Annotated in this window: 16 protein-coding genes and 2 pseudogenes; 8 read left to right on the top strand and 10 right to left on the bottom strand. The window is 39.6% G+C overall.

From position 1 onward, the window contains the following. Window positions 1-750: group II intron maturase-specific domain-containing protein (locus AACQ38_RS20055; RefSeq protein ID WP_278249267.1), on the top strand; the 750-nt coding region annotated here is incomplete at its 5' end. A gap of 368 nt (window positions 751-1118) precedes the next feature. Then, window positions 1119-1776, top strand: a pseudogene (locus AACQ38_RS20060) (DUF4158 domain-containing protein); the annotation flags it as partial. Here AACQ38_RS20060 and AACQ38_RS20065 read toward each other — a convergent pair. Next, window positions 1773-2216, bottom strand: a pseudogene (locus tag AACQ38_RS20065) (helix-turn-helix domain-containing protein); the annotation flags it as partial. The pseudogenes AACQ38_RS20060 and AACQ38_RS20065 sit on opposite strands and share 4 nt — an antisense overlap. Before the next feature lie 560 nt (window positions 2217-2776). Beyond that, entirely contained in the window at window positions 2777-3226 is a 450-nt protein-coding gene (locus tag AACQ38_RS20070; RefSeq protein WP_165578910.1) for a hypothetical protein, read from the bottom strand. 464 nt (window positions 3227-3690) lie between these two features. Between AACQ38_RS20070 and AACQ38_RS20075 the strand changes: the two genes are divergently transcribed. The 5 genes from AACQ38_RS20075 (at window position 3691) to AACQ38_RS20095 (ending at window position 5772) form a co-directional block, all read left to right on the top strand. After that, window positions 3691-4386 (top strand): IS6 family transposase, encoded by a 696-nt coding sequence (locus AACQ38_RS20075; RefSeq protein ID WP_165578935.1) that lies wholly within the window; start codon window positions 3691-3693, stop codon window positions 4384-4386. A 126-nt stretch (window positions 4387-4512) separates the two neighbouring features. After that, window positions 4513-4671: a hypothetical protein gene (locus tag AACQ38_RS20080; protein WP_207631939.1), complete on the top strand. Its 159-nt coding sequence runs from the start codon at window positions 4513-4515 to the stop codon at window positions 4669-4671. 75 nt (window positions 4672-4746) lie between these two features. Beyond that, window positions 4747-4959, top strand: a complete 213-nt coding sequence (locus AACQ38_RS20085) for a hypothetical protein (protein ID WP_165578912.1) — start codon at window positions 4747-4749, stop codon at window positions 4957-4959. A gap of 70 nt (window positions 4960-5029) precedes the next feature. Beyond that, window positions 5030-5479, top strand: coding sequence for an antitoxin PaaA2 family protein (locus AACQ38_RS20090; protein ID WP_165578913.1), 450 nt, complete (start codon window positions 5030-5032; stop codon window positions 5477-5479). Beyond that, the gene (locus AACQ38_RS20095; RefSeq protein WP_165578914.1) at window positions 5476-5772 is read left to right on the top strand and encodes a type II toxin-antitoxin system RelE/ParE family toxin; all 297 of its coding nucleotides are present in this window, start codon (window positions 5476-5478) and stop codon (window positions 5770-5772) included. The genes AACQ38_RS20090 and AACQ38_RS20095 overlap by 4 nt, the downstream gene beginning before the upstream one ends. Window positions 5773-5908: 136 nt before the next feature. On the opposite strand, the gene AACQ38_RS20100 is transcribed toward AACQ38_RS20095, so the two are convergent. Both AACQ38_RS20100 and AACQ38_RS20105 read right to left on the bottom strand, forming a co-directional pair. Then, the gene (locus tag AACQ38_RS20100) at window positions 5909-6928 is read right to left on the bottom strand and encodes an IS110 family transposase (RefSeq protein ID WP_165578915.1); all 1020 of its coding nucleotides are present in this window, start codon (window positions 6926-6928) and stop codon (window positions 5909-5911) included. 540 nt (window positions 6929-7468) lie between these two features. Then, window positions 7469-12379 (bottom strand): putative adhesin, encoded by a 4911-nt coding sequence (locus AACQ38_RS20105; protein ID WP_165578916.1) that lies wholly within the window; start codon window positions 12377-12379, stop codon window positions 7469-7471. A gap of 605 nt (window positions 12380-12984) precedes the next feature. On the opposite strand from AACQ38_RS20105, the gene AACQ38_RS20110 reads away from it, so the two are divergent. After that, a complete protein-coding gene (locus tag AACQ38_RS20110; RefSeq protein ID WP_278249268.1) occupies window positions 12985-13110 on the top strand; it encodes a hypothetical protein in 126 nt (41 codons plus the stop codon). Window positions 13111-13128: 18 nt separating this feature from the next. Here the strand turns inward: AACQ38_RS20110 and AACQ38_RS20115 are convergent, their stop codons facing one another. From AACQ38_RS20115 to AACQ38_RS20140, 6 genes are all read right to left on the bottom strand, one after another. After that, window positions 13129-14100, bottom strand: a complete 972-nt coding sequence (locus tag AACQ38_RS20115; RefSeq protein ID WP_165578917.1) for a YopT-type cysteine protease domain-containing protein — start codon at window positions 14098-14100, stop codon at window positions 13129-13131. Between the two features lie 276 nt (window positions 14101-14376). Then, on the bottom strand, window positions 14377-16083 hold the full coding sequence (locus tag AACQ38_RS20120) for a membrane-targeted effector domain-containing toxin (RefSeq protein WP_339367075.1): 1707 nt from the start codon (window positions 16081-16083) through the stop codon (window positions 14377-14379). 214 nt (window positions 16084-16297) lie between these two features. Continuing rightward, entirely contained in the window at window positions 16298-17200 is a 903-nt protein-coding gene (locus tag AACQ38_RS20125) for a DUF4255 domain-containing protein (protein ID WP_165578918.1), read from the bottom strand. Between the two features lie 24 nt (window positions 17201-17224). Further along, window positions 17225-19306, bottom strand: a complete 2082-nt coding sequence (locus tag AACQ38_RS20130) for an ATP-binding protein (protein ID WP_165578919.1) — start codon at window positions 19304-19306, stop codon at window positions 17225-17227. A 9-nt stretch (window positions 19307-19315) separates the two neighbouring features. Further along, window positions 19316-20746: a contractile injection system tape measure protein gene (locus AACQ38_RS20135; protein ID WP_165578920.1), complete on the bottom strand. Its 1431-nt coding sequence runs from the start codon at window positions 20744-20746 to the stop codon at window positions 19316-19318. Between the two features lie 42 nt (window positions 20747-20788). Further along, window positions 20789-23824 (bottom strand): hypothetical protein, encoded by a 3036-nt coding sequence (locus tag AACQ38_RS20140; protein WP_165578921.1) that lies wholly within the window; start codon window positions 23822-23824, stop codon window positions 20789-20791. Window positions 23825-23838: the final 14 nt, after the last annotated feature.

Raw genomic sequence — 23838 nt, forward strand, 5'->3', positions numbered from 1 at the left:
AACGAGGTTGTTTGCCCACTGGCCGCTACTATGGGGGCAGGCTTCAATGGGAAGAGCCGGATGAGCGGAGACGTTCACGTCCGGTTCCGTGAGCGCCTTGGGGGGAGGTTCCCCGGGGCGACTCGACTTGTCATTTCCGGGAGTTCGAAAGAAGTACTGGAAGAACGGGTGAAACCTGCTGTAGCTGCCTTTCTCAGAGAGCGGGGTCTGGAGCTCTCAGCAGAGAAAACCCGGATAACGCATATCGACGAGGGCTTTGATTTTCTCGGCTTCAACATATGCAAATACCGTGGCAAGTTGCTGATAAAACCAGCAAAAGGCGCAGTCAAACGTATGCTGAGGAATATACGAGAGCTGATCAAAACCAATGCAACCGCCAAAACGGAAAACCTGATCCGGCAACTCAACAGAAAGTTGAGAGGCTGGGCCAATTATTACCGTCATGTTGTGTCGAAAAAGACCTTTGCTTACGTTGACCATCAGGTGTTTCAGGCGCTGCTTATCTGGATAAATCGACGACATCCAAACAAATCAGCCCGATGGAAGCAAAAGCGTTACTTCCGTCGCCATGGTTTACGTCAATGGGTGTTCTTCTCGATGTTCAGGAATGTGAAGGGAGAACAGGGATATCTCGACCTGTTCTCAATGGCGAGTACCCCGATCGTCCGCCACATCAAGATCAGAGCTAATGCGACCCCTTATGATCCGACATACCGGCAGTACTTTGAGCGTCGTGCGCGGATCAGATAGCCCGAAGCGGAGCATAAGGGAAGGGATTTATCCAGGAGTAAAACACGTTGGGTTACCGGGTCATTATCAGGCCTTGGTAAGGCTTGAGCCGTGTGCGCTGAAAGGTGCACGCACGGTTCTTAGAGGGCTGGAGACAGGTAACTGTCTCTGGCTACTCTGCGAGCTTGCATTTACCTTTTTCGGCTTGCATTTCATTTCGACCGGCTCACAGTAACTGCAAATGAAATTTTCCGCTTAAACCAATCTATTGGATTGTATGGGTTTACCCCATAAAGACAATGCAATGAGACAGTTTTTGTGTCTTATTAGGGTCGATTTCGGTCACTATAAATCGACAACGCATGGAACTATATGGGAGCTAAACATTTATGCCACGGAGACAGATACTGAGTAATGAAGAGCAGGATCGCTTACTGGTTATTCCGGATGATGAGATTATTCTGACCAGAATGTGTTTTTTGAATGCAAATGATATTGCACTCATTAATAAACACCGACGGCCAGCAAATCGCCTAGGCTTTGCTGTATTACTTTGTTATCTGCGTGGCCCCGGGTTTCTGCCGGACAAAAACAATGCTCCTCACAATGGCGTTGTATCCAGAATAGCTTCCCAACTTAAAGTTTCGTCTGATTTATGGCATGAATATGCATCGAGAGAACAAACCCGCTGGGAACACCTAACTGAGCTTTATCGCTACCTCACTTGAAGAAAAACATAAATTAGCATTGGACAGCCTGCTTATATCGGAGGGTGAACAACCTTCCCGTCTGGCCTGGCTGCTTCAGCCGCCGGGTAAAATCAACGGTAAAAACGTCTTGCAACATATAGAGCGGCTTAATGCTATCTCAGCGCTGGGATTACCTGAAGGTATTACACTTTCCGTTCACCAAAACCGGCTACTTAAACTGGCACGTGAGGGCCGGAAAATGAGCAGCAGAGACCTGACAAAATTTGCCGATGCTAGACGTTACGCCACGCTGGTTTGTGTTATTCAGGAAGCCCGGGCTACATTGACTGACGAGATTAAGGCCCGTTGCTGTTCTGCATTGAACTTGTGTGGCACACCGGTCGGTTTTTATAACTGAAGCCATTGTGGTGCAGCCATTTATTCATGCCGGGAACGGTGTAACGGATATCCCACCACGCTTCGACAAGACGGATAACAGCCTGTGTGGTGGGCAGAAGATTCGCGGTCAGATAAGCGATAAGTTCCTGAGTCTGTGTTTCGCTGAGATAACTCTGAGAGCCGCCATTTTCGGGTTTCAGTTTGCGGTGATTAAGGTAATCGCTGATATGACGGTTAACGGTCGTTTCATGAAGACGCAGGGCCTGAGCGAATCACTGAACTCCAGCCTTCAGAGGCCAGCAGAACCGCTTTGATGCGATCACACTCCCTCTTATCACGGCAGGTGTGATGGAGATGTTCAAGTTCGGCTTTTTGTTCATCGGTAATGAATATTTTCATAGCGAGGATAATGATCTCCATTTCGGATAAAATCAAGCATCTTCAATGATTACGGGTATATATCATTTTCTGAACAAAACTTTTTTTGATTCATGCTCAAAAATTGACAAATCCTGGCGAAAAAGAAAAAGGTCAATAGACACAAAATTGATTGTTCTATTTCTCATGAAAATCATATCAGGGAAAAATAACCACGGATACTCTTATATTATTTCGGAAAATGATATTAATCACAGAGGTAACGATAGCGACTGCATTGATAGCAGAGAAAATAAACAGAAATTGAATTTCAAAAACTGTTTGTTTCTCGTTGTAAAACACTTGTCTTTGCTGATGCAGGGGATAAAAAAACATTTAAAATCATTTTATTGTGCTCTTTCAGAGGGACTTGCCGGAATGACTCAACGGGTGAAGCCTGGGAGACACTATCCACGAAAATCTATGCGTCCCAGAACCCGATGGAACTCTTTTGATGCCCCGGCAAGAGTTTAACCGAATGCCATTGTCCGGCGTAGAACCCCAACTGGATATTTTTTAACAGTGAAACTCAACCTTTCTTATTATATTTTTTCAGGAATTAAACTCCACAATCTATCAGATTTCTCAGGGCCCAAAATTGCACTTGGAATGTATGCAATTTGTGATGGTATACGCAAAGCCTGTTTTTCTTCACCCAGAACCCGAATAAAATAACGGTTATCTAGACCTACCACTGTAAAAGGTATGTATTGTCTCTCACTATCAAAAGCCAAATCTATAGCTTGATAATCAACTCCATTTATCTTCACGCTATGCTTGGAAGTCAAATGTAAATATTGTCCATTAATGGATATGCTTATTGGTCTCGCCTGAAGCCCATCCATTTTTTGATTTATAATCCAGATCGACCGAACATTATGAAGATTTATTTCTTGCTCAGAAAACCCACCAACAGTATAAGATCCATTATCATTCACTTTAACGCCTAGATAGTATTCTGATTCATTACTGAAGAGTCGAAAAGTAGCCATCATATACTCCTTAATACATTTAAATTCGACCATGCTCAATGTTTACTGAGTGGCCATCTAACAAAGAGAGTAAATTATACAGGACTCTGAATAGTCTCTGTACTACCAAAAAATATCCGCTTATTTCCATCTTCACCATTTTCCAGGACAATGGTGTTCTCCGTTTCATTTTCGATGGTTCTAATATGTGTTTTATTAGCTGTTTGATATTTCCTCTTAAAAAATAACATCACTATTTATTGATATGAATTTAGTAAATTCATATGTACAGTTTTTTTTCAACAGTGAAATTATAGATGATGACAATGAGAGTCTTAACCTCATTTAATGTCAGAGGGTTTGGGATAATAAATAACCTCAGCTTCGTTTAAAAATAGCGATCTCATTATCCCGTAGATTCAAGGGTTCTGTCGTATTAAGCAGTGTCCGGGTATCATGCCGTTTTTTTGTTGAGTGATTCACCGATGTCCCTTATCCGAAAAGCATTCAAATGTCTGCACTATCCTGTTGATATCATCGCTCAGTGTGTTCGCTGGTATCTGGCCTATGCACTGAGCCTGCGTGACCTGGAGGAAATGCTAGCTGAGCGGGGGATAACCGTCGATCATTCCACGCTCTCCCGCTGGGTTCATCGTCTGATCCCGTTGATGGTCAAACGCTATCGGCGGAGCAAGCCTGCTGTTGGGCGTCGGTGGCGAATGGACGAAACCTATATCAAAATCAAAGGGAAATGGAGTTACCTTGACTGTGCTGTGGATTCAGACGGCGATACGGTTGATTTTTTGTTGACAGCCCATCGAGATAAGGAGGCCGCCTTGCGTTTCTTTAAAAAGGCGATGCGTCAGCATGGACAACCCGACGTGGTGACGATGGATAAAAGTGGCACCAATAAAGCCGCAGTGGACGAGTTAAATCAGGGAAAACCTAAGGATAACGACATCATTATCCGGCAAAACAAATACCTTAATAATCTGATTGAACAGGATCACCGCAACATCAAACGGCGAACACGTCCTATGCTGGGGTTCAAAAACTTCAGACGGGCCCAGACCGTGTTGGCAGGGATTGAATTGGTCTGTATGTTGCGCAAAGGACAATACCGACAAAAAGAAGGGTGTCCGATTTCACCCGCGGCATTTTTCTATCAATTAGCTGAGTAAAAATCAATCACCTCATCTTCACTCGTACTTTCTTTGTTAATGCGACAGAATCGTACAGATAACTACCCGGGACAAGGGCAGAAGAAGCCTGTTTACTGACTGCCCGGCCTCCGGCACAGAGGTGGCGTGACCCAGCATCAGGCTTACGTGCGGAACGTGAGAACCTGTCATCTGAATGTTAAGGGAGCCACTCAAGCAGAAGACCTGCAAGAATCAGAGTACCAATGTCGGGTAGTACTTGAGTTGTTTGGTTTAGCGGGACGATTTGTTACGCCATTGATTTAGGCAACAATTAAACGCCTTGCAATTTACTATAGTTTGCACTATAAATTACAATAGTCCATGTGGGGAGTCCATAAAATGAAATTTATTGATTTTATTGAATTGATAAAAGATAAGACTGGTGAGAACTGGGAAAATGTTCAATTGGAAGTTCCAGATGAGTTTAACGGTGGCTGGCTCACGATTGAGCCAGAAAATGTTGTCGTAGATGAACTTCACCCTAGCTCAGGGAACCAGTTTATAAAGTTAGACTGTTGGAAAACATATCCAGAAGAGCAGAAAGAACAGTGAGTTTTCGTACCATTGAACGTCAACCCCTGAAGCGGGATTGTGAAATATTTAGAAATTGCGAGGTGACAACATGACTGAAACTATTGACCACGGCACCCTCTCCCATCTTGTTGAGGCCGGAGCCGTCAGAAGAGCGCACATTGTAGGCCAACTAGGTGGCTGGGCAGTCATGGTGCGCTATGGAATGCACGAGCGACCACTGGCTGCACAGCGCAGCCGTAATGTACGGCTGTTTCGCAAGTTCGAGACGCTGGTTTCCTACCTTAAAAAAATGGGCATTGTTTGCTTTGATGTGGATTCATCAAACTACGCCCCCGACACCCTCAATACCTCAAGGCCCGATCGAGCCGAAGCGCTCAAGCGTACCCACGAGGCCGCTGCCTATGATGCGTGGTTTCGTGAACAGGTGCAGCAAGCTATAGACGAACCTGGACCGGGTATCCCTCACGCTGATGTCAAGGCCAAATTTGCCGCCAAACGTGAAGCCTTGCGTAAACGCATTGTACAGGGTCGCACATGAAAATCATTTGGCGAAAGATCGCGGAAGCAGATCGGGAACGTATCTTTGATTACATCGCACAAAACAACCCTAAAGCCGCGCTTGAGCTTGACGCAGACTTTGATGCTAAAATAGAACTCACTACGCAGCAGCCTAAACTGTACCGCCCCGGTCGCATGCGCGGCACACGTGAAATCGTCGTGCGACCTAATTATGTGATTGTCTATCGCATCAAGGACAGAGGTACGATGGTTGTGCTTCGCGTGCTCCATGCTGCCCAGCAATGGCCCCTGACCAAGCCCTCACTCTCCTAACGAGCTTTAAGCTCAGAGCATAAATCAGGTTTAGCAAGTCACGGTCTTACCTGTCTTTGTCATCATTATCATTGCCTTAGCAATCTTTCTGCATTCATCCTTGTCATTAAAAGTGAAAGTTGATCAGTGAAACACCTCAGTAAGGTCTGACACTGATGTAATCTTTTTGGTATTCCTGCTGATGGGCGACCAATGCCCAAACGGTGCGAGCCAGCTTATTGGCCATCCCCACAATCGCCACACAGACCGGACGGCGTTTTTTTAGCGCCGTCACCCACGGCAGCGGGGTTTTCGTCAGTAAGGTGGTCACTCTTGCACCGTGAATAAACAGGGTTCTCAGGTAGGTATCTCCCCGTTTACTGATGCCCAGTAATTTGACCCGGCCTCCCGTTCCCGTTTGTTTCGGTACCAGGCCCAAATAGGCCGAAAATTCCCTGCCCGACCGAAATGCGCTGGGATCGCCCATCGTCGCGATGGCGGCGGTCGCAATCAGGACACCGACACCGGGAATTTTCATAATCCGCTGACAATCGGCATTCTGCTTTGCCCACGCCGTTAGTTGGTTTTCCATTTGTTCAATTTGTTCGTCGATTTCGGTCAAACGATGATATTGCTCTTCAAGCAGAGCAAGCAGGAACGGGGCCAGTTTTTTTCTGAGTCGCTCAAGTACCTCAGGCATGGCCTTATCCAGAGAAGCCCTGCCTTTATGCACGGTTTCACCAAATTCCAGTAGCAAACCATGCAGCGCATTGATTTGTGCGGTTCTGAATTTGACTAATTGGTGGCGCATTCGGTGTAATGACAGAATGGCCTGTTGCCCTTCATTTTTAATCGCGATCGATTTGCCGGGTTGCTGAACCGCCAGCCAAATGGCCCGGGCATCCTGAACATCGTTTTTATTTCCCATCCGGAACGCTTTAACAAATTTAGCCTGAAGCAAACGCACGTCATGCCCCAGCTTCCTCAGCTCCCGAGCCCAATAATGCGCACCGCCACAGGCTTCCATGCCAATCAGACAAGGTTCGCGGTTACTGAAGAACGTTAAAAAATCCGGCCTCCTCAGTTGCTTATCAATAAGTTCACCGGTGTATTCATCGACAAAATGAATTTGCATCAAATGTTTTGCAATATCGACGCCAAAAGGAGTAAATTTCATGGGTGGATCCTCCAGTCATCAGGGAGCAATAGTCTCCCGCTTTTAGGCACTATAAGGCCGGAAATCTGTGAGGATCCACATCTCATCTCTCAATTCCAGCACAATGCCAAAGGCTAAGTGGTTGGGATGCGTTCATTACATTCTCCTTCCACTGAGCGACAGACTCCTTATAAAATTACTATCGACGACTTCGAATTTGATATTGGTAATATATGTACAATTTTTTCGAGGGCATGAAGCCGAGGGGATATGAAGCGGAATGTATTGGATTACTGGCATTATTATAATTTTAACTCGCTTACACATAGCGAATAATCATTTATCGCCTATCGAATATGAAGTGTCCTTTAAAAAAGCGTCCGGTTTTTCTTGAGCAGAACATGGTGCAGGTATCTTCTGAAAATGACAGAGCTGTGTGTAGTTTATTCTTTTATGGAAAAGATTTCAATAATAGTGAGGTGGTAATTATTATGTGAATCCAAGGCGAGAAAATATTTCTCGCCTTATTTATTAGTGTTTCAAGTAATACAAAGAGAACTTTTAATTATCCATAAGTAGGAAAGGGGCGATACCAACAATTTTTTCTGTTATGAGATTATAATGCAGATTTACTGCAATAACAGAATAAATTATTGCTCCGTCGGGCGTGAGAGTCGCCGAACGTTTTGAACGAGAAAGAACCACCGTTGGTTGTAGTTTGGGTTCATAACCACCGCCAAGGCCGGTATCATGTACTGATTTCATATTTATTCTGTTCAATTCTTCACGACAGGCAACAAAGGTTATTTCATCATATTTTGCCATCCTTTCGTTGGTTTTCAGCAGCGTAAAAATATCGGACAATTTTTTACGATTCCCCGCTTCCGGGCTGACTAATAGTGCGTCATATTTATTGATATTCGTACTGTCTGTCCTATTTTTCCATACTGCCGCTTTCACTTCCTCATCAGGCATTTTCTCATAATATTTGATACCGTAATTTCTTACCCTACCATGATTAACTGTATTGGCTTCTACTCCAGTGGCTAGCAGATAATTTTCAATATCATTGGTAGCCATATTCTGAATATCGTTCACGGTAAACGTCTTATCATCTATTCTTACATTAGCCAGACTTGCTGTGTTGCCTGCTTTAATTGTTGCATAAGGTTGTACAGTCAAGCCGCTATTACCCAATGTAACATCAAAGGGAGAATTTAATGGATTTTCCGGTGATTCCAATAATGTCTGACCGTGGGGACCAAGAAATTGAATCGTTTTTCCCGCAGGGACTTGCGTCATTGCACTATCAGAGAAAAAATATCCATGTGAACTCAGCATTAAGCTATTCGCCGGTTCATTAGGTACTGTCCATAATTCGAATGCACCACCAAGCTCAATTTTTTGTGGTTCAAGTTGAGGATATTTTTTTTGTAAAATCTCAATTCTGAATTGTGCTTTTCTTTTTCTCATATCAGCTGATCCAATATCTATATCCATCCCTGGTTTTTTATTCCCTTTTCGCCATTCCTTCACTCTATTATGGTAATCAGTAGCTGATTCACCGGGCATTTTTTCAGGTTTTCCACTACCCACACCCATGACATTGCGGGATGATTCATTTGTGCTTATTCTAGTACTTGTTAATGGGATTTGACTATCTCCTTTACCATAATAAGGTTGAATAACATACTCGCTTTCACCTTTGAATATGGCATATTCTGCTCTGAATCTATTTTCAGTCAATAAAGCCGAATTGTTTTCTAATAAATAGCCAGAATTACTGAAATCAAATAACGTATTTTTATCATTGGCGTAATATTTTGTTCCCACAATGCGTGATTCTTCCAGCAAAGAAAAACCGCCACTGACTTTTTGATCAATTATTTTATTATCGATAGAAGTAAACCATGTTGGGTAACGATTATAATAGATATGTAGCATCTCATGATATAAAGCGATAGCAGGCTCACGGGAACGCCAAGGCTCCTCGACAAGTTTTTCTTCTGTGCCAATCAAGTGATTCTCTGGGTCAAAGGCAATACTGCTACCGGCGCTATTATGGGCATAAAATTGACCATTTTTCTCGCGTACAATGGCATCCATCGTTGGTGGTTGTATATTTAAACCCTGTTTTTCAAGCTCCTGAATAACGATATTTCCGGAAGGGATTTCACTTATTTCATCTAGTACGTGAGTGACTTGATTAATAAAGAGATCATTACCTGTTATTGTGATCCCGATAGGGGGAATATTTACGCGGTTACTCTCTATGGATGTGTATTGTATCGTTTTTTGGATATTACCCGAAGAGTATTTTGGCATCGGTGTGTTAGGTATTTCTTCAATAGCTAGGGCCATTTTATTGATTGCCGATGCATTAGGTAATTGATTTCCAACAGGATAGATTTCCCTCAATAGATAAGGTAGTTCGGTTTTGATGGCATTAATTTTTTCAGCCGAAATACTTAGGTTTTTTGGTAATAGATTGTTTTGTAATGGTAAGTTGACTTCACGTATCCAAGCTTGTTGGATATTCACTATCTCTGTGTTGAGTAGGGCTTGTTTATCTCCAAGTTTTAAAGATTTTTCCAAGAAATGGGTTAATGTATCAGTAATATCTGATAGTTTATCGATATCATACTTTTCATGATTTTTGAATGCGGTATTGATATGAATAAATGCATCCAATATTTTATCGTTATTAATATTACTGCGTGCTGCTTCAAGTTCCTGATCTATTTTTTTACTTTGCTCCAGGATAAGAAATTTATTAGATACATCGGTATGAGTAATCCAATGTCCATTTTTATCTAATTTCACCGCAGGCCAGTAACTAAATTGTTGCGGATAAGCTGGATTGGCTACGCGCCAGGTGTGGTTTGTTTCATCCCATTTGACTTGGTAATTAGCACCAGATTCCTTTATATAGTAGTTCTGTTTAATTTCGGTTTCCACATTAGCAGGGCGTATTGAATAGATTCCTTTATATATTCCCTCATTTGCATGAGCTACCATTCGGTCGAGTGAAATATTGCTGACTTGCCATTCATTTTTCAATTTACCAAGCCCTCTGGTGCTTTTGTTAAAAATATCGGCGAAACTTTTCTCAAGTTTAATGCTATTTTTTATCACACCTACTGCGCTTACGACTCCTCGGTAAGTTAAGGTCAATGTTGATCTAATGGGCAAAGGTTCGATTAAATCGATTAATCCACCGAGCAGAATGCGGGAAGATTGGCGTAAAGTGATTACGCCATGCTCTGGTAATGTTCGGATAACCGCTGTAATTAGAGCTCTTCCGGTCAGACCGGCTTGTCTGAGGCGTAATGTAGTTTGTGTGACTTTAGCGGCCATTGATTCAGTCAATGACATACCTAGGGTAGCAACAACTAACAGCACATTCGCGGTATCAAAGATAATTGAACCGACATCCTCTCCCGTTAATGTATATTCACTATCGGTTGTTGCTTTATAGATAACATTATAGAAAGGAATCAGAATGGTTGCCGCGATATGCCAACCAGAGGTAATATCCAGAGATTGTTTACTTTTTATTGCAATATCGTTTAAGCCTTTCTGCACTATCGTTGTGGTAACAGAAAGTAAGTTATCTTCTTTATAAAAATTAAATTTAGGTGAGCCTGTGAAACTAATTCCGACATTCATTCCTGAGGTTATACCATAATAATCATTCCAAAATGCGTCATAAGAATATTTATATCGGCTTGTTTCTGAGAAGCCGCTCAAGGTTTTGGCCCGTTCATAGCCAATCGGGAAAAGTCTTTTTCCTGTACGAACCATTCTATTTGCCATTAATATCCCCATGCCTATCTCTATTTTTTGCTCAATTAAAAATAGTGCATTGGGTCTAGACATAGCACGTAAGGTGGGCTGGCTATCAACTTGTTGTTGGGAATATTTTCTTGCCTTCACTCCTCCTTGTATTGTTGAGACAACCAACCAATTACCCTGATACATTTTTATCATGGCGACATTTCCCATACCCTGTTCGACTGAATAGAGAAAAGCTTCTTCTGGTGGATTAACAATCTCTTCGGTAGTTAATTGCGCAGCCGGAGATGAAAGTATTAATTTACTAAGTAAAATGGATTCATAATCACTGTATTTGTTTTTATAAACATTAAATTGCTCATTAAAATTATATTGTGAATCAAATTTATCTCTCTTTTTAAAATCGATAAAAGAAAAGTATCCTGCTGGCTTTACGTTGTTTTTATTGAAAGGATTAAGTTTTTGCTTGTCATTTTCAAATAATTTTATTGTTTCTAATGTAGAATACTTAAGTGCTTGTTCCACATTGGCATTCTCTTTTCTCATTCGATAAATGATTGCGGCTGTTAAAATAATACAGCCTTCCATTTCAATATGTTTTGATTCTTGATAAAGAACATGATCCGTATCATAGTGAATATTATTTTTTTTAAATAATAATTCAGCTTGATCTTGGGCAAAAATGATATCGCGATAATCACCATGACCTTGAGTCATTTTTCCGATTTTAGGAGCAATCTGATATAATAGGGCACCTAATGAAGATAAGACTAATAAATGATACTTAGCAGCTTGTAGAGTTTGCAGGTCAAGAATATCTTTCTGGCTATACTCGGTACGATGTTGTTTTTTTAATGCTACCTCTTCTTTGGCTAGTAGAGCTAATAGTATGTCATCTCCAATGCTGATACTTTGGTTTATTTCTGGATGAATAATGGGAATGCCTGGATTAATATTATTAGCAGAAATTAAACTATTCACCTTTTCAATACCTTCTTTATAGGATTTGAAAAGATCTTCTTTATCTTTGATTCGTTGGTTATAATCTGATTTTTCTTTATCATTTAATGCTACATTGCCATCTGACATAAAAGTTAGCAATGCATCTGAATAGACCTCATCATCGATATCTCCGGTAGAGAATGCCTGACGATATATTTTCAGCAAAGGTTCTTCTGCGTTAATCTCCAGATCCTGCCATATATCGACTTTAGTTTGATCTGAATCGACTTTATCCTTATTTATGCTTGCTAATTTTTCGTGAATTTCTATTTTTGATATTAAGATATTGATTGCTGTATCGATATCAGAGCTGTTATAATTTTTTATAAAGAAAAGGTTAAATATATTATTAATGTTATTCAGTAGCTCAGAATATTTTATTTCGGAATATTCATTGAAAACAGCGTCGACAGCTTGTTTCAAAGTCTGTTGTAATTTAGTTGAGTATTTATTATAAGAAAGTAAATTTTCTATAATATATAGAGCCATTTCTTTAATATCAGAGGTTATCCAAGTTGGATAGTCTTGATTGCCTTTCAGTAGGTGAATAAATGGCTTATTTTCATTTTCATCTCGCTTATACTCCCAATATTTTCCATTGACCGCAGTATATTCATTTTCTTTTAATTGATAGGTGTCGTTTTTATTTTCGATATCATATTCAAAATGTGACATATAATCCTCCAAGTTGATTAAATTTATTATTTATTTAGCTATATAGCGACTGTATCCATTTGATTTATAGAAATGATTGTTCATATAAAAATATTATTTTTTGATTTTAAAGTCACAATCATAAGGTAGGGTGATTATAGTTAATCTCAATTAATATAAAATATCAATTAATAACATTGTAAAATTATTAATTAGTATAACTATATATAACTATATATACCCAATGGATTTCAAGATGGATCGCGGCGGCAAGGGAACGAATCCCCGGGAGCATAGATAACGATGTGACCGGGGTGAGAGAGTGCAGCCAACAAAGAAGCAACTTGAAAGATGACGGGTATAAATATTTATTTATAGCTTTTTATAATTATGGTTAGGACAATGTATCTGCTGAGGCGTGGGCTGATAAGGTCTCTGTGGCTAATACGGGATGTTTATTAAAGGCCCTCCATAGCGAGTAGTAAACAGTAGAAATAGTAAATATTTGTAAAGAAATGGAAAGGGAAATGTTATCACTGTGAGGGGATGATGCTAATTATATCCAATGGATTTCAAGATGCATCGCGACGGCAAAGGAGTGAATCCCCGGGCGCATAGATAACGATGTGACCGGGGTGAGCGAGTGCAGCCAACAAAGAGGCAATTTGAGAGATAACGGGTATATAAGGCTTCAGTTTGGTGATTGTCCTAAAGAGATGAAAGTGGGATTTGGAGAACAGTGTTTCTATTAGTTAAGTGCACGTTGTAGGTTAGGATTTTTTAAGCTCGTAGTTGAAGACTTCAAATTGTTGTCCCAGACCGATTTCCAGGTTGTACCAAGATTTTGGCCAGAAATCGTCAGTGAACCAGCGAGAAAACGAAGTTATACTTGGGAAGCTGAATTCGCCGAAGTTGGGATCAAAGAAGATGACACCTTTCTGATCATTCACATAGGCCGCTACAGTATGTCCAGCCATTTTTCCGAGAAAACTAATTTTCTTGTAGCCTGAGCCTTTATCACCCGTATCCAGAATAGCGCGTAATAGGTCTGTTGTACCTTTGTTACCGGTTTGACCGACTACCTTGGATGAGTGTTCGTCCACATCGTTTTTTTGCATGATTGGCTGAATGCCTTGCGTACCAAGCCAGTACTCTGTCATGGTACTTTGTTCATCATCTAGATAACTGTCCATCTGTAACTGCTTAATGGAAACTAGTGAGTCGATATGAAATTTTCCCTTTTGTCCCCCGACATAGAGTTGGTCAAAGATGCTTTCACCCTTGGCATGGGCGCTTATCCAATGAGCAGATATAGACTCGCAGACACCGCCTGAGGTGTCTTTGTGTTTCATGATTTGGTCTAGGAAGGTCCCTTTGGTTTGGGCAAATTTGAAGGTGACTTGCCCCCCGTGTTTACTCGCCGAATTTCGGACTTTACCTAATCTGGTTCTGACCCCGAAATGCATCATTCTGTCCATTATCATGGCAGGGGAGAATCGACTTTCTTGGTTTTTCATGCCATCGGTGGTTAGCTCCCGATCGAGCATAGAATGGCCTGGCAGGTTGCGTTGCAAAGTGGTCGAGAAACGTTCCCGTAACCCAGCTCTTTTTCTGTTAGTGTATTGAGAATTAAGTTCCAATGGAGTCGTGGTATTTATATCCTCCTTATCATGTTCGATAGAATCCCTTAATTGTATTGGGCATTTTTGGGGTTTTTCTTTTTCACTGTATTCATGTTCCATATATATTACCTCTAAATTAATCTTCTAATTGTTGAATATTAGTTCTGATATTTCAAAAAAATAGTTTTTAAGGCTTGGTTTAGCTTGTTTTTTATCAACTTTCAGTGAGAGATCTTATATTTCTCGGTTTTTTGCGTTTTGGAAAAATAAATGATTCTGGCGATATATTGGCGTCACTGTCATGTTTATCGTATTCGTACACCATAATTATCACCTATGAGTTTTTAGTGAGAAGTGTTTATCTTGTGGCCTGTTATATTGATAATTGTACTGTAGCTAAGATGTTAATTGAATACGGGGTAATTCAACCACATCATCATAACGTTTGCGTTGGTTGATATTATCGACCTGAGCGGTAAAACGATTATTTTCATCTACCTTGAGAGCCGGTAAACCAAGACGATGGGTAATGCCGGGTAAAAAGTGATCAATACCTTCATGGGATTGCAAATGAGCATTACCATAAATGGCAACGAACTTCTCTCCCGCAGGCAATTGCCGTAAACGTTCAACCGCCACGTTATTAGCTGCCCCTGCACGATACATCAGGCCATGTTGTGTTCCTTCCACGGTAGGGCGAGTTGTGCTGTTGTTATCTAGTGCAATGATTTTCATCTGCTTGCTTCTGGCTTGTTCAAACAAATTCGCAGATAAATGTTTAGTCTTAAGCAGTGCGGCCAGTTCAGCAGGCATGGGTTCATTTCCACTTGCCAGGAATTTATCTATCAACGGTTGAGCTAAATCTGAGCGTAAGTGTTCCAGCCCAATGACTGTCACGCCATGCGCTTTTAATACTTCCATCTGCTCTTCGACAAAACGCAATCCGTTCAGATCTGAGCCATGACTTTCACCGATCAGTAGCCCTTGACGATCTTTAAGTAAAAGAGATAACTGGCTGTTCAGATCCACGGTGTTATTCAGTTGATGATTAAATTGCGTCAGCGCATCTGAGGCAAATTGCTGATCCCAGGCAGTCACATCAGTGTCATGAGAGCTGTGATATATTGCTTCTATTTGTGCCAATCTACTGTGTTCCAGTTGGGCCAGATAGGTAGGATTAGCAAACCGGTGGAGCAAAATGTCCTCTTGCGATTTAGTAGAACCCGGTTCGGCTTGTTTGGCAGCTTCTTTAAGGAAATAGACCGCCATTTGCACGCTTTCAACGCCAGTCATATCTAACAGCTCATTATAGCTGTAGCCAAGATGGACCTGTTTATTCTGTTCATCAAGCCGGGTATGAGTCAGCAATTCCTTACTCTGGGCGGTGTCCAACCACTTTTTAAAGTCATCAAATTGAGCACCTAGCTCCACGTGAAACTTAGGTTCAAAAGGTAGATCGTTGGGAATTTTTCCTTGATAGCCGGTTTTAGCAGCAAGATAGGGATCTTCTTTTACCCAGCGTACCATCAGATCGGTTAGCCCGGGGGTATTGCCTTTGACCTCTTCACGAGCAATCTGGTAGATATGCGATGCCATTTCAGGGCGAGTTTCCGCCATTTCCAACAACGAGTGGCGTATTTTCTGCAAAGTACCGGTAAACATCAGATCCCCAAACTGCGTTTGTGTCCTTCTCAGGGCAGTATTACGTTTAGAATCAGGATGTTCCTCTAGGTAACGGGTAATGCGTCGATGCAATTCGAAACCTGCCGCCAATTGCTCATTCCCACTTAGGTGATGGAGATGCTCAAGTTCATCCAGAATTTCCTGATAGGAGGGACCAATCCGTTTGGCAAAAACCGCAGCCTCTTTACGTAAATTATTGCTGGTAATGAGATCGTGGAGTAATGGATTATTTTGAGACAATTCTAATGCCTGTTCAGATGATTTTTCATTATTATTCAATTGTATCGACGGATTTCTTCTTCTTTCGATGGTTTTATCGTATTCATATACCATATTATCACCTGTTAATTTCCGGGAAGAGATATACCCGTCATCTTTCAAGTTGCTTCTTTGTTGGCTGCACTCACTCACCCCGGTCACATAGTTATCTATGCTCCCGGGGATTCGCTCCCTTGCCGCCGCGATGCATCTTGAAATCCATTGGGTATATGTTTGAGATAAATACTATATGGATTAACTATTGTCATTTTATTTTTCAAAAATAAAGTTAAGTATATTTTAATATATAAGTAAAGTTATTTTATAAAAAATTTTCAATTGGTGTTGTAATGTGTTTTTTTATAAATTAAAGGTTTTAAATTCCTATTAATTGATCATATTTATCTTCTGAAACAATAATACCAATGTCATTTATTCTGACAACGGCGCGATGACTATTTTTCCATGTTGTAAGAATACCTTTTACTCTAGGTAAATAATCCAAATGGATAATACCAGAAACTTCAAGTATGACGTTTTGATTATTTTGTTTTTCATTATTTTCCTTAGTCGGCTTGGTTGCCAGATTCATTTTCGCAAGGGCAAGGCGGACATCTTCTGTGCCACCTAAATTGGAGCACAATTTGGTAAATAAGGCTTGGTCTATTTGCGAATTATCCAGATTTGATTTTTGATCCACAGAAGTGGAGATTTGGCTAACGGGTTTTATGATATCTTTAATATTTTGTAGTTTTACTGGTGCGGTAATTGAATATAATAAAGAAAGGCGAGGGCGATTGCCGAGTGCTTGCCAAAAGTTACCTAAGCTATTTAGGTTTTCTTGTGGTGGAATGACTCTGGTATATGCGCCAGGAATTTTAGGTAATTGTCGGTTGTTAACCAGTGCATTTAAAATAGCTGTCATGACGCGTGCAGCTTGATTATTGGGCTGACTGTCAGGATTGGAGCCGTCTCCTGATGGTTGGTTTGAATGCCAGTAAGTAATTAAATAGTTATAATTAATATTTACCCACCCAGACAATAATGAGCTAGTAATAGGGTTATAACTCTTTGGCTCCGCAGAACGTAATTGTAGATCTTCATGTATATCATAAAGAAATACACTGACGGTAGGTTTAGCCGGAGTTGAGTTAATTTCCGGCAGATCAAAACGGATATCAATGATTTGGTTAGAGGTGTTTAGATGTTGAGATAAAATTTCATGCAATGCGGTATTAACTGCAATAATTGCATTATTAGGATCAATTATATTTGTCATATCGACTCCAATCTTATTAAACGTTTAAAAAAACAATCGGCCAGTTTTATTCAATTCGAGAATAATTGCCCGTTCTATGTGTTTATTGTCAATTTTTTCACTATTATCATTTGCGGCTAATATTGATGATAATAAAGCAATATTACGGATATTTGCACCTGTCAGATCTGTCTGTTTAGACAAATGGTCAAAATTAAGCTCATCTGATAAATTAAATTGCTTAGGCCAAATTGCTTGCCACATCTGTTTACGTAATATTTCATCGGGATAAGTAAAATGGGTAATAAAGGTAAAACGGCGATTAAAAGCACTGTCTAAATGGCTACGATTATTGGTGGCTAAAATCACTAATCCGGGATAATCTTCCAATCGTTGTAACAAATAAGAAACTTCAATATTGGCATGTCTGTCTTGAGCATCTTTGGTTTCACTGCGTTTACCAAATAAGGCGTCGGCTTCATCGAAAAACAGCACGCCGGAATCGGCTTCGGCCAGATCGAAAATTCGGGAGATATTTTTTTCCGTTTCACCAATATATTTATTCACCACGGTAGAGAGATCGACTTTAATCAGATCAACGCCAAGATGCCCGGCAATCACTTCTGCGGCCATGGTTTTTCCGGTACCTGACTCGCCGTAAAATAGGGCGCTAATACCGGTACCATAACCTATTTTCTCTTGAAAACCCGCGTTTAATATTTGGTTTCGGTAATTAATAGTGGCAATAATTTCTCTCAGTTGTTGAGTTAATCCCTCTGAAACGACCAAATCATTAAAACTGCGTTTGGGTGTTATCCGTTGAGCTAATTTACCGAAATTTTGTTGAGCGCGGAAATTTAATGCCTTACGCAAATCGATCTCCTTCAATTGGTCTTCCGGTTGCCGGAGTATTTGATATTGGCCGGCTTCTTTAATAATTAACGGTAATGTTTCCGGTGTAAATGAAAAACGTTGGCATAACTGAGTAAGATTAATTTCCCGATCAGCATTATTTGGCAGATTTTCTGTCAGTATCGCTTTTTTCTCTGCCAGTGTGGCTACTGGCATCTCAATTTGTACCATTGGTAAGTGTTGAATCCATACGAATGAATCTCCCGGTTCTACCAGACAAACTACACGTAATTTGGATTGATTCAGCAGGGTGGATAATTTGCTTAGCCATATTTGCTTTTCCTCTGCAAGTAAAGAAAAATTGCGGATTAATAAGCAGGCATCATGTAGCCGGGCTTCCCGTATTGCGTCTGTTAACAAACAAGGTTTAGTGTTGGTATTCTCTTCGTCTGGTAGATGAGCTAAATCGACAATTAAGGTACTGATATTATGCAATGCCATAATATTACTGACCGCTAATTCTCTGGCGCTGTCCTGTTTTCCTTTGAGGATCACCAGTGGGCATATTTCATCTATTTCATTTAATAATATCTTGTTAAGTGAATGATAAAGGGTTTGCGGATACCAAGTCTGTGAGGTAGAAGAGTGCCAATAAGCACAGGTTATCAGGGGAGGTAAAATAACCCGTTGGTCGGATAAAAAATGCCAGACAGCACTGTGCGTTAAAAATTGCGTTTGTAACCAAATGGGTTCCTCATGGTTATTAAGCCGTAATAGATGGTGATTGATTAATGGTGTTTGCGGTAGAAAGCTATTTTGCAGTAATTGCCAATCATTTTGGCGTTGGCTAAATAATTCAATTGCCAAAGCAAAACTCGGCCACTGTTTTTTACTGTTACCGTGCAGAAAAGCAAATAGTGCATGATAACGACTGTCAAAATGGGGTAATAAACCTAATAATAAGGTATCACGCTCAAATTCAGTCAGTTCAAAACGTTCTATTAATAATGATAATCTACCGGTGATGGGTTTATTCTCTATGTTCTTATAATCAATAATATCCCTCTGTTTTAACCAATGAGGCATGCCTAATGGTTTTACCAAACGTTGTTCTATTTCATCTTCGGTCAGTAAAAAACTCTCCGGTAAGGAGTCGTACCAATCTCTCTTTTGATAATAGTAGCGCTGTAATAGCAGATCAATACGCTCCAAATGGGGATAAATCCAATCTGATTCTACTGCCGTACAGTGGTTATTTTTCAGAGGAAAGTTCATATAAACCTTTTAAATGTTTTGCCAGTTGATTAATAAAGGACGATCCAGCCAAGGCAGTTTGGCGATATTTAATGGCCAGGGCCAGTCAGTTAATAGTGCATCAAACGGTTGATGTTGAATTGTGATGTTGATTTTCTGTTTATCTATTCGTAATTCTCCTGGCCGTTGTAAAAATAACTGGCGGGCATCATTGCGGCTTAATTTTTTCCAGGCAGGAAGTTGAGTGATAACCGTATCTAGCCATTGTTCTGTTGCCAACTGTTTTTCTGGTTCAATGGGTACTGACTCAATATTCTCATCAGCCATGAGTCCACATAAAATAGGATTTAATCCCTTGTGTTCTATTGGTGCCTTTTCGGTTCCCCAAATGAGATAATCAAGGAAGATAACGGCACTGAATTGAGCTTGACGATGGATAAATTTTTGCTTTTCAAGTAGACCGAGTTGATTAAACAGAGCCGGTAATATCGGCCATAAAACTAATATTCCAGCATTATTTACCTGACGTGGAGGAGAGTGTTCAGGCGATAAAACGGGTTCAGAAGACACGGATGGTTTTTTACTCGATTTATTTTTATCCCCGTGTTTAGGAATAAAGTATTCTGACAGATATTGGTATTCTTCAACCGATAGATATTTTTTACAGTATTGTGAAACGGGTGCTGTTTGCCAGAGTGGTTTTAACCAATTATTTAATGGAGAATTACGGGTTGCAGTCTGGTGAAATAGCGTAATAATAGATGCTATATTAATCGCTCCGTTATTAAGTTCAGTCGTGATACGTGAGATAATTTTTGCGTCGGGGTCAGGTATTTCTTGTGCATTATGTTGTTGTATATATCTCAAAGCATTCAGTATTAATTGCCAGGAGGAAACGGGTTCCTCCTGATGCTGCGGTGTGATTATGTTTTCCGATAACTTGTGATTAATGACAATTAACAAAGAGGGATCTCTGATAGCTAGAAGTTTTTTTAAACTATGCTCAGATAAACAGCTTTTTGCTAATAAGAGTGTCCAGTTTTTTTGTATCTGGGGTAATTGATTAATTAATTGTTTAATGTTGACATCAGTAATTTCACTATTCTTAATATCCTCTATTTGATTTGGTATGGAATTTTTTTGCTGTAAGTAATGAATAAATTTCTCAATATCAGTCTGATTATTTACCTGATATTGGTTTAATGCTTGACTTAATCTAGCATTAAGTCGAATAGGAAACAGTGAATTAAAATCTTGTAAATTTATTTCACCAAGGTTCAGAGTGAGTGTTTCTAAATAGATATTTTTGTTAATGATATATTGGTTGAAATGGGAGTTGATTAATTTATTTATATTGGATTGATTAAGCAGGGAGCCATGTAATACTTTTTTAGCTACCTGCGTGTTATTAGCTGTGATAGTAATAATAATTCGATTTAATAGATTTGGTTCTGAAACCATATTAATATTCTCTTTGTAATATTAGGCATCATATCATAATCCTTATGAAGCTATTATTTCTTCACTGTATGCTTCTATTGAAGCAGAAGGTTTCTTTCCTAGTGTTAATGTTTCTAGAATTTTATATGCGTGATCGCCTAAAGGAGCACCATTATTTTGCCAAAGTTTATAAGTACTGGCAAATTTTTTGAATTCTTCCGATGATAGCCAATGAATAACGAGTGAGATATGAGTAGGTAATTCAGCTAAAATTTCAGTTTTCACCCAAGATTCTAATTTGTAAAAATCAGTAGTACCGCTCCTAATGCGTTCTCGATTCAGTACTATGCTGACTACAAATGAAAAATGGTCAGATTGGATATATCTTTTTCCTGAGAAGTACCAGTAAGAGTGCGACTCATTGTTTTCCAATGGAAAATCATTTATTTGATCTATGTTTTTTTCAACTAATATTCGTTTCTCTATGCGATCAAATTCTTTTACCTGCGTTTTAAGTTCATAATCAGGGTCAAATTTTAGTGTTATTTCATCATCCGCTTCGAATATATCAAAAGGAAAACTATTGTAAGGAGTATCATCGGGTTGTTTTCTGATGGTAATCCAGAGTTCATTTTCATTTGAGGTTGTATCGGTAGAAATTAATTTACATGTGCGTTCCTCTCCGTATATGTAGTCATATCTTGTGTAGGACAAGCAATAGTGTGATATATATTCTCTTGGTGGAAATTTATTTTTTGAATTTATATCTTTTCTAAGTAATATCCGGTTATTAGCACTATCAAGTTGTACAATTTGGGTTGTAAGTTCATAATCGGACTTGGTTCTTATTGTGATTTCATCATTGTTTTCGATCATGGCAGGGAAGGAGTTTTGATCATTAAGGGTAATCCATCGTCTATTTTCGGTTTCTTCTTGACTCTTTTCACTGTCATAAACGAGTTGATAATCCATATCTTCTATCCACACGGCGCTATTGCACCAGTGCAGGCTATTGCGCTGCTTAAATGCGTTTTGCAATTTGTCCAGATTGTTTCTTAGATCATTATTGTTATTGGTATTAATAGTGAATGTATCTCCTGTCACTTCAGTGATCATTAGGTTCAGAAATTTGGATATATTGTAGCCTTCTCTAAATTCCAGATTAATAACTTGACCTTGCATTAAATGGCCTGCTGTATCAGTTTGTGTAATCATGACTTGATCATTTTTAATTTCTAGATTATCAGGTGTTTGGTCATTATTGAATTTTTCATTAGGTTTTATTGGTAAGAGTTGACGATGTTCAATTAAATAAAAAGGGAGTTTATCCAGTTCTGGTGTTTCTTTGAAACACTCTCCTCCCAGACCCAATCGGGCAGCAATGCGTTTTTGCAGTGCTGACACTTTATCAATACGAATATTATTACGTTGATAGGCTAAACTAGGTTGTTGAGAAAGATATTCGCGCTGAGTAGATAGAAAATCTTCCTGAGAATTTGAGTCTTGTGATAGAAGAGGGGTTGCACATTGCGCACCAAAATATCGCAATAGATAATCTAGTATTACCAACTCTTTAGTATAGTTTTTATCATTATTATTGATTTTAGCTTCATTATTCATTTGATTAATTAAATGAGGTTTTATGTTTTGATGAACATTTTGAGCGACAGTATTTTCTTTAAAAGGCCATTGAGCACCATGTACAGTATCTCCTCGTTGTTTAAAAGCCAATAGTTTTGGTAATAAGGCGAGATTGGCACAGTTATTAGCGAGAGTTTGTTCAAAAGGTAACATAAACTGATGTAATTGTATTTGCTGTTGGGTATTAGTTTGTAATCCATAGCAAGCGGGTAATTTATTTCTTATTGGATAGTAATCCAGGATCTTACGATATTTACCCCAATCCAGTAATTCAGGTTGTGTCTCAATCAGTGGCTCTACAATGAGCTTTTCCTCTACATCTTGTTTGGAAACAATAATTTTAACGCCACCTTTGGCTGTAATGGTGAGTGGGCTATTTGGTGAGGTGATCGATTGTAAGGGATCGTTGCCCCATAGTCTGGGATAGTACCCATGAACGATTGTCCAGGACCAATTATCGTTTGGTAGTCTAGTAATTCTTTCGTTATGCCCATCTAACGTGAATCGGGTAACTTTCTTGACTCCTTTGATTCTCAGTAATTGGTTAACTAAGGGACTTAAATTTAGTTCTTTAGATTTGGTGTAATCTTTAATTGAAGGCAATTGGGGGATCCAACCATGACGTAAATAGGGGCCATTAAAAATTTCTTCATTACTGTAACCCATTTCTTTCATCGCTTGGGTGGTATAACGTAACGGTTTTTCAAGAACCATTTGTTCTGCCGTTGTATAAACTTTAGCGAATATATCAGTGATATCTTTAACGTCATCATCAAGTTGAATATCAATCTTCAATGGTAGATCGATGGGTTCCAGCCAAATAATTTTACTGACTGACTCTCCTAAGTTGCGATTGTCCCTCAGAAAATTCTCCAACTTTTTTTGAGCTTGAATTTTATTATCTTGAATTTTTTCAGTTTCCCGGCTAGGGAGCAAATAAAGCCAATAGTTTCCCCTCAATGTTAATTTTAACTGTGTTGAATTGTTATATCGGTTTTTAATAATGAAACTGTATTGCCGTTCTTGTTGGTTATACCAGTATGTATAGCGTTGATTCTCAGGTTCACGAATAAGCTGGGCATCATTAAAGAAAAAATAGCCATCATTTTTGTCGTTGCTATGTAAATCCAATAAAGCTCGGCGATAATCTTCTTCAGTGATGGGGCCACAGGTTAATATTTGTTGTGGGCCAAACTCTTTAGGGAAAATACCGTCTCTGGATGTTTGTTCCTCTTGTTTAGGAGTAAGAAGATCTTTCAGGGGTAATGAATGGCGGTAGGCTAAATCAGATGCGCCATAACAACAAGCTTCTAATAAGGTGATACCCGGATCATTTTCCCCCATATCGTTCCAACATTGGCCGGATTGTTGCTCAATAACGGTTTTTGCCTGGGCAAGTAAAGTCTCAAAGGCAATATCATCTTTAACAATGGGAAATAGCATATTTCGATTATTCATTTGTGAACTCCTTC

The organism is Photorhabdus sp. RW14-46 (genome assembly GCF_963887965.1).
GTDB lineage: Bacteria > Pseudomonadota > Gammaproteobacteria > Enterobacterales > Enterobacteriaceae > Photorhabdus > Photorhabdus laumondii.

Excerpts from the sequence above, each read along its gene's own strand:
- AACQ38_RS20125 (WP_165578918.1), bottom strand. The coding sequence starts at position 17,200 with ATGACAAATATAATTGATCCTAATAATGCAATTATTGCAGTTAATACC.
- AACQ38_RS20135 (WP_165578920.1), bottom strand. The coding sequence starts at position 20,746 with ATGGTTTCAGAACCAAATCTATTAAATCGAATTATTATTACTATCACA.
- AACQ38_RS20095 (WP_165578914.1), top strand. The coding sequence starts at position 5,476 with ATGAAAATCATTTGGCGAAAGATCGCGGAAGCAGATCGGGAACGTATC.
- AACQ38_RS20085 (WP_165578912.1), top strand. The coding sequence starts at position 4,747 with ATGAAATTTATTGATTTTATTGAATTGATAAAAGATAAGACTGGTGAG.
- AACQ38_RS20105 (WP_165578916.1), bottom strand. The coding sequence starts at position 12,379 with ATGTCACATTTTGAATATGATATCGAAAATAAAAACGACACCTATCAA.
- AACQ38_RS20140 (WP_165578921.1), bottom strand. The coding sequence starts at position 23,824 with ATGAATAATCGAAATATGCTATTTCCCATTGTTAAAGATGATATTGCC.
- AACQ38_RS20075 (WP_165578935.1), top strand. The coding sequence starts at position 3,691 with ATGTCCCTTATCCGAAAAGCATTCAAATGTCTGCACTATCCTGTTGAT.
- AACQ38_RS20070 (WP_165578910.1), bottom strand. The coding sequence starts at position 3,226 with ATGGCTACTTTTCGACTCTTCAGTAATGAATCAGAATACTATCTAGGC.
- AACQ38_RS20130 (WP_165578919.1), bottom strand. The coding sequence starts at position 19,306 with ATGAACTTTCCTCTGAAAAATAACCACTGTACGGCAGTAGAATCAGAT.
- AACQ38_RS20090 (WP_165578913.1), top strand. The coding sequence starts at position 5,030 with ATGACTGAAACTATTGACCACGGCACCCTCTCCCATCTTGTTGAGGCC.
- AACQ38_RS20100 (WP_165578915.1), bottom strand. The coding sequence starts at position 6,928 with ATGAAATTTACTCCTTTTGGCGTCGATATTGCAAAACATTTGATGCAA.
- AACQ38_RS20115 (WP_165578917.1), bottom strand. The coding sequence starts at position 14,100 with ATGGAACATGAATACAGTGAAAAAGAAAAACCCCAAAAATGCCCAATA.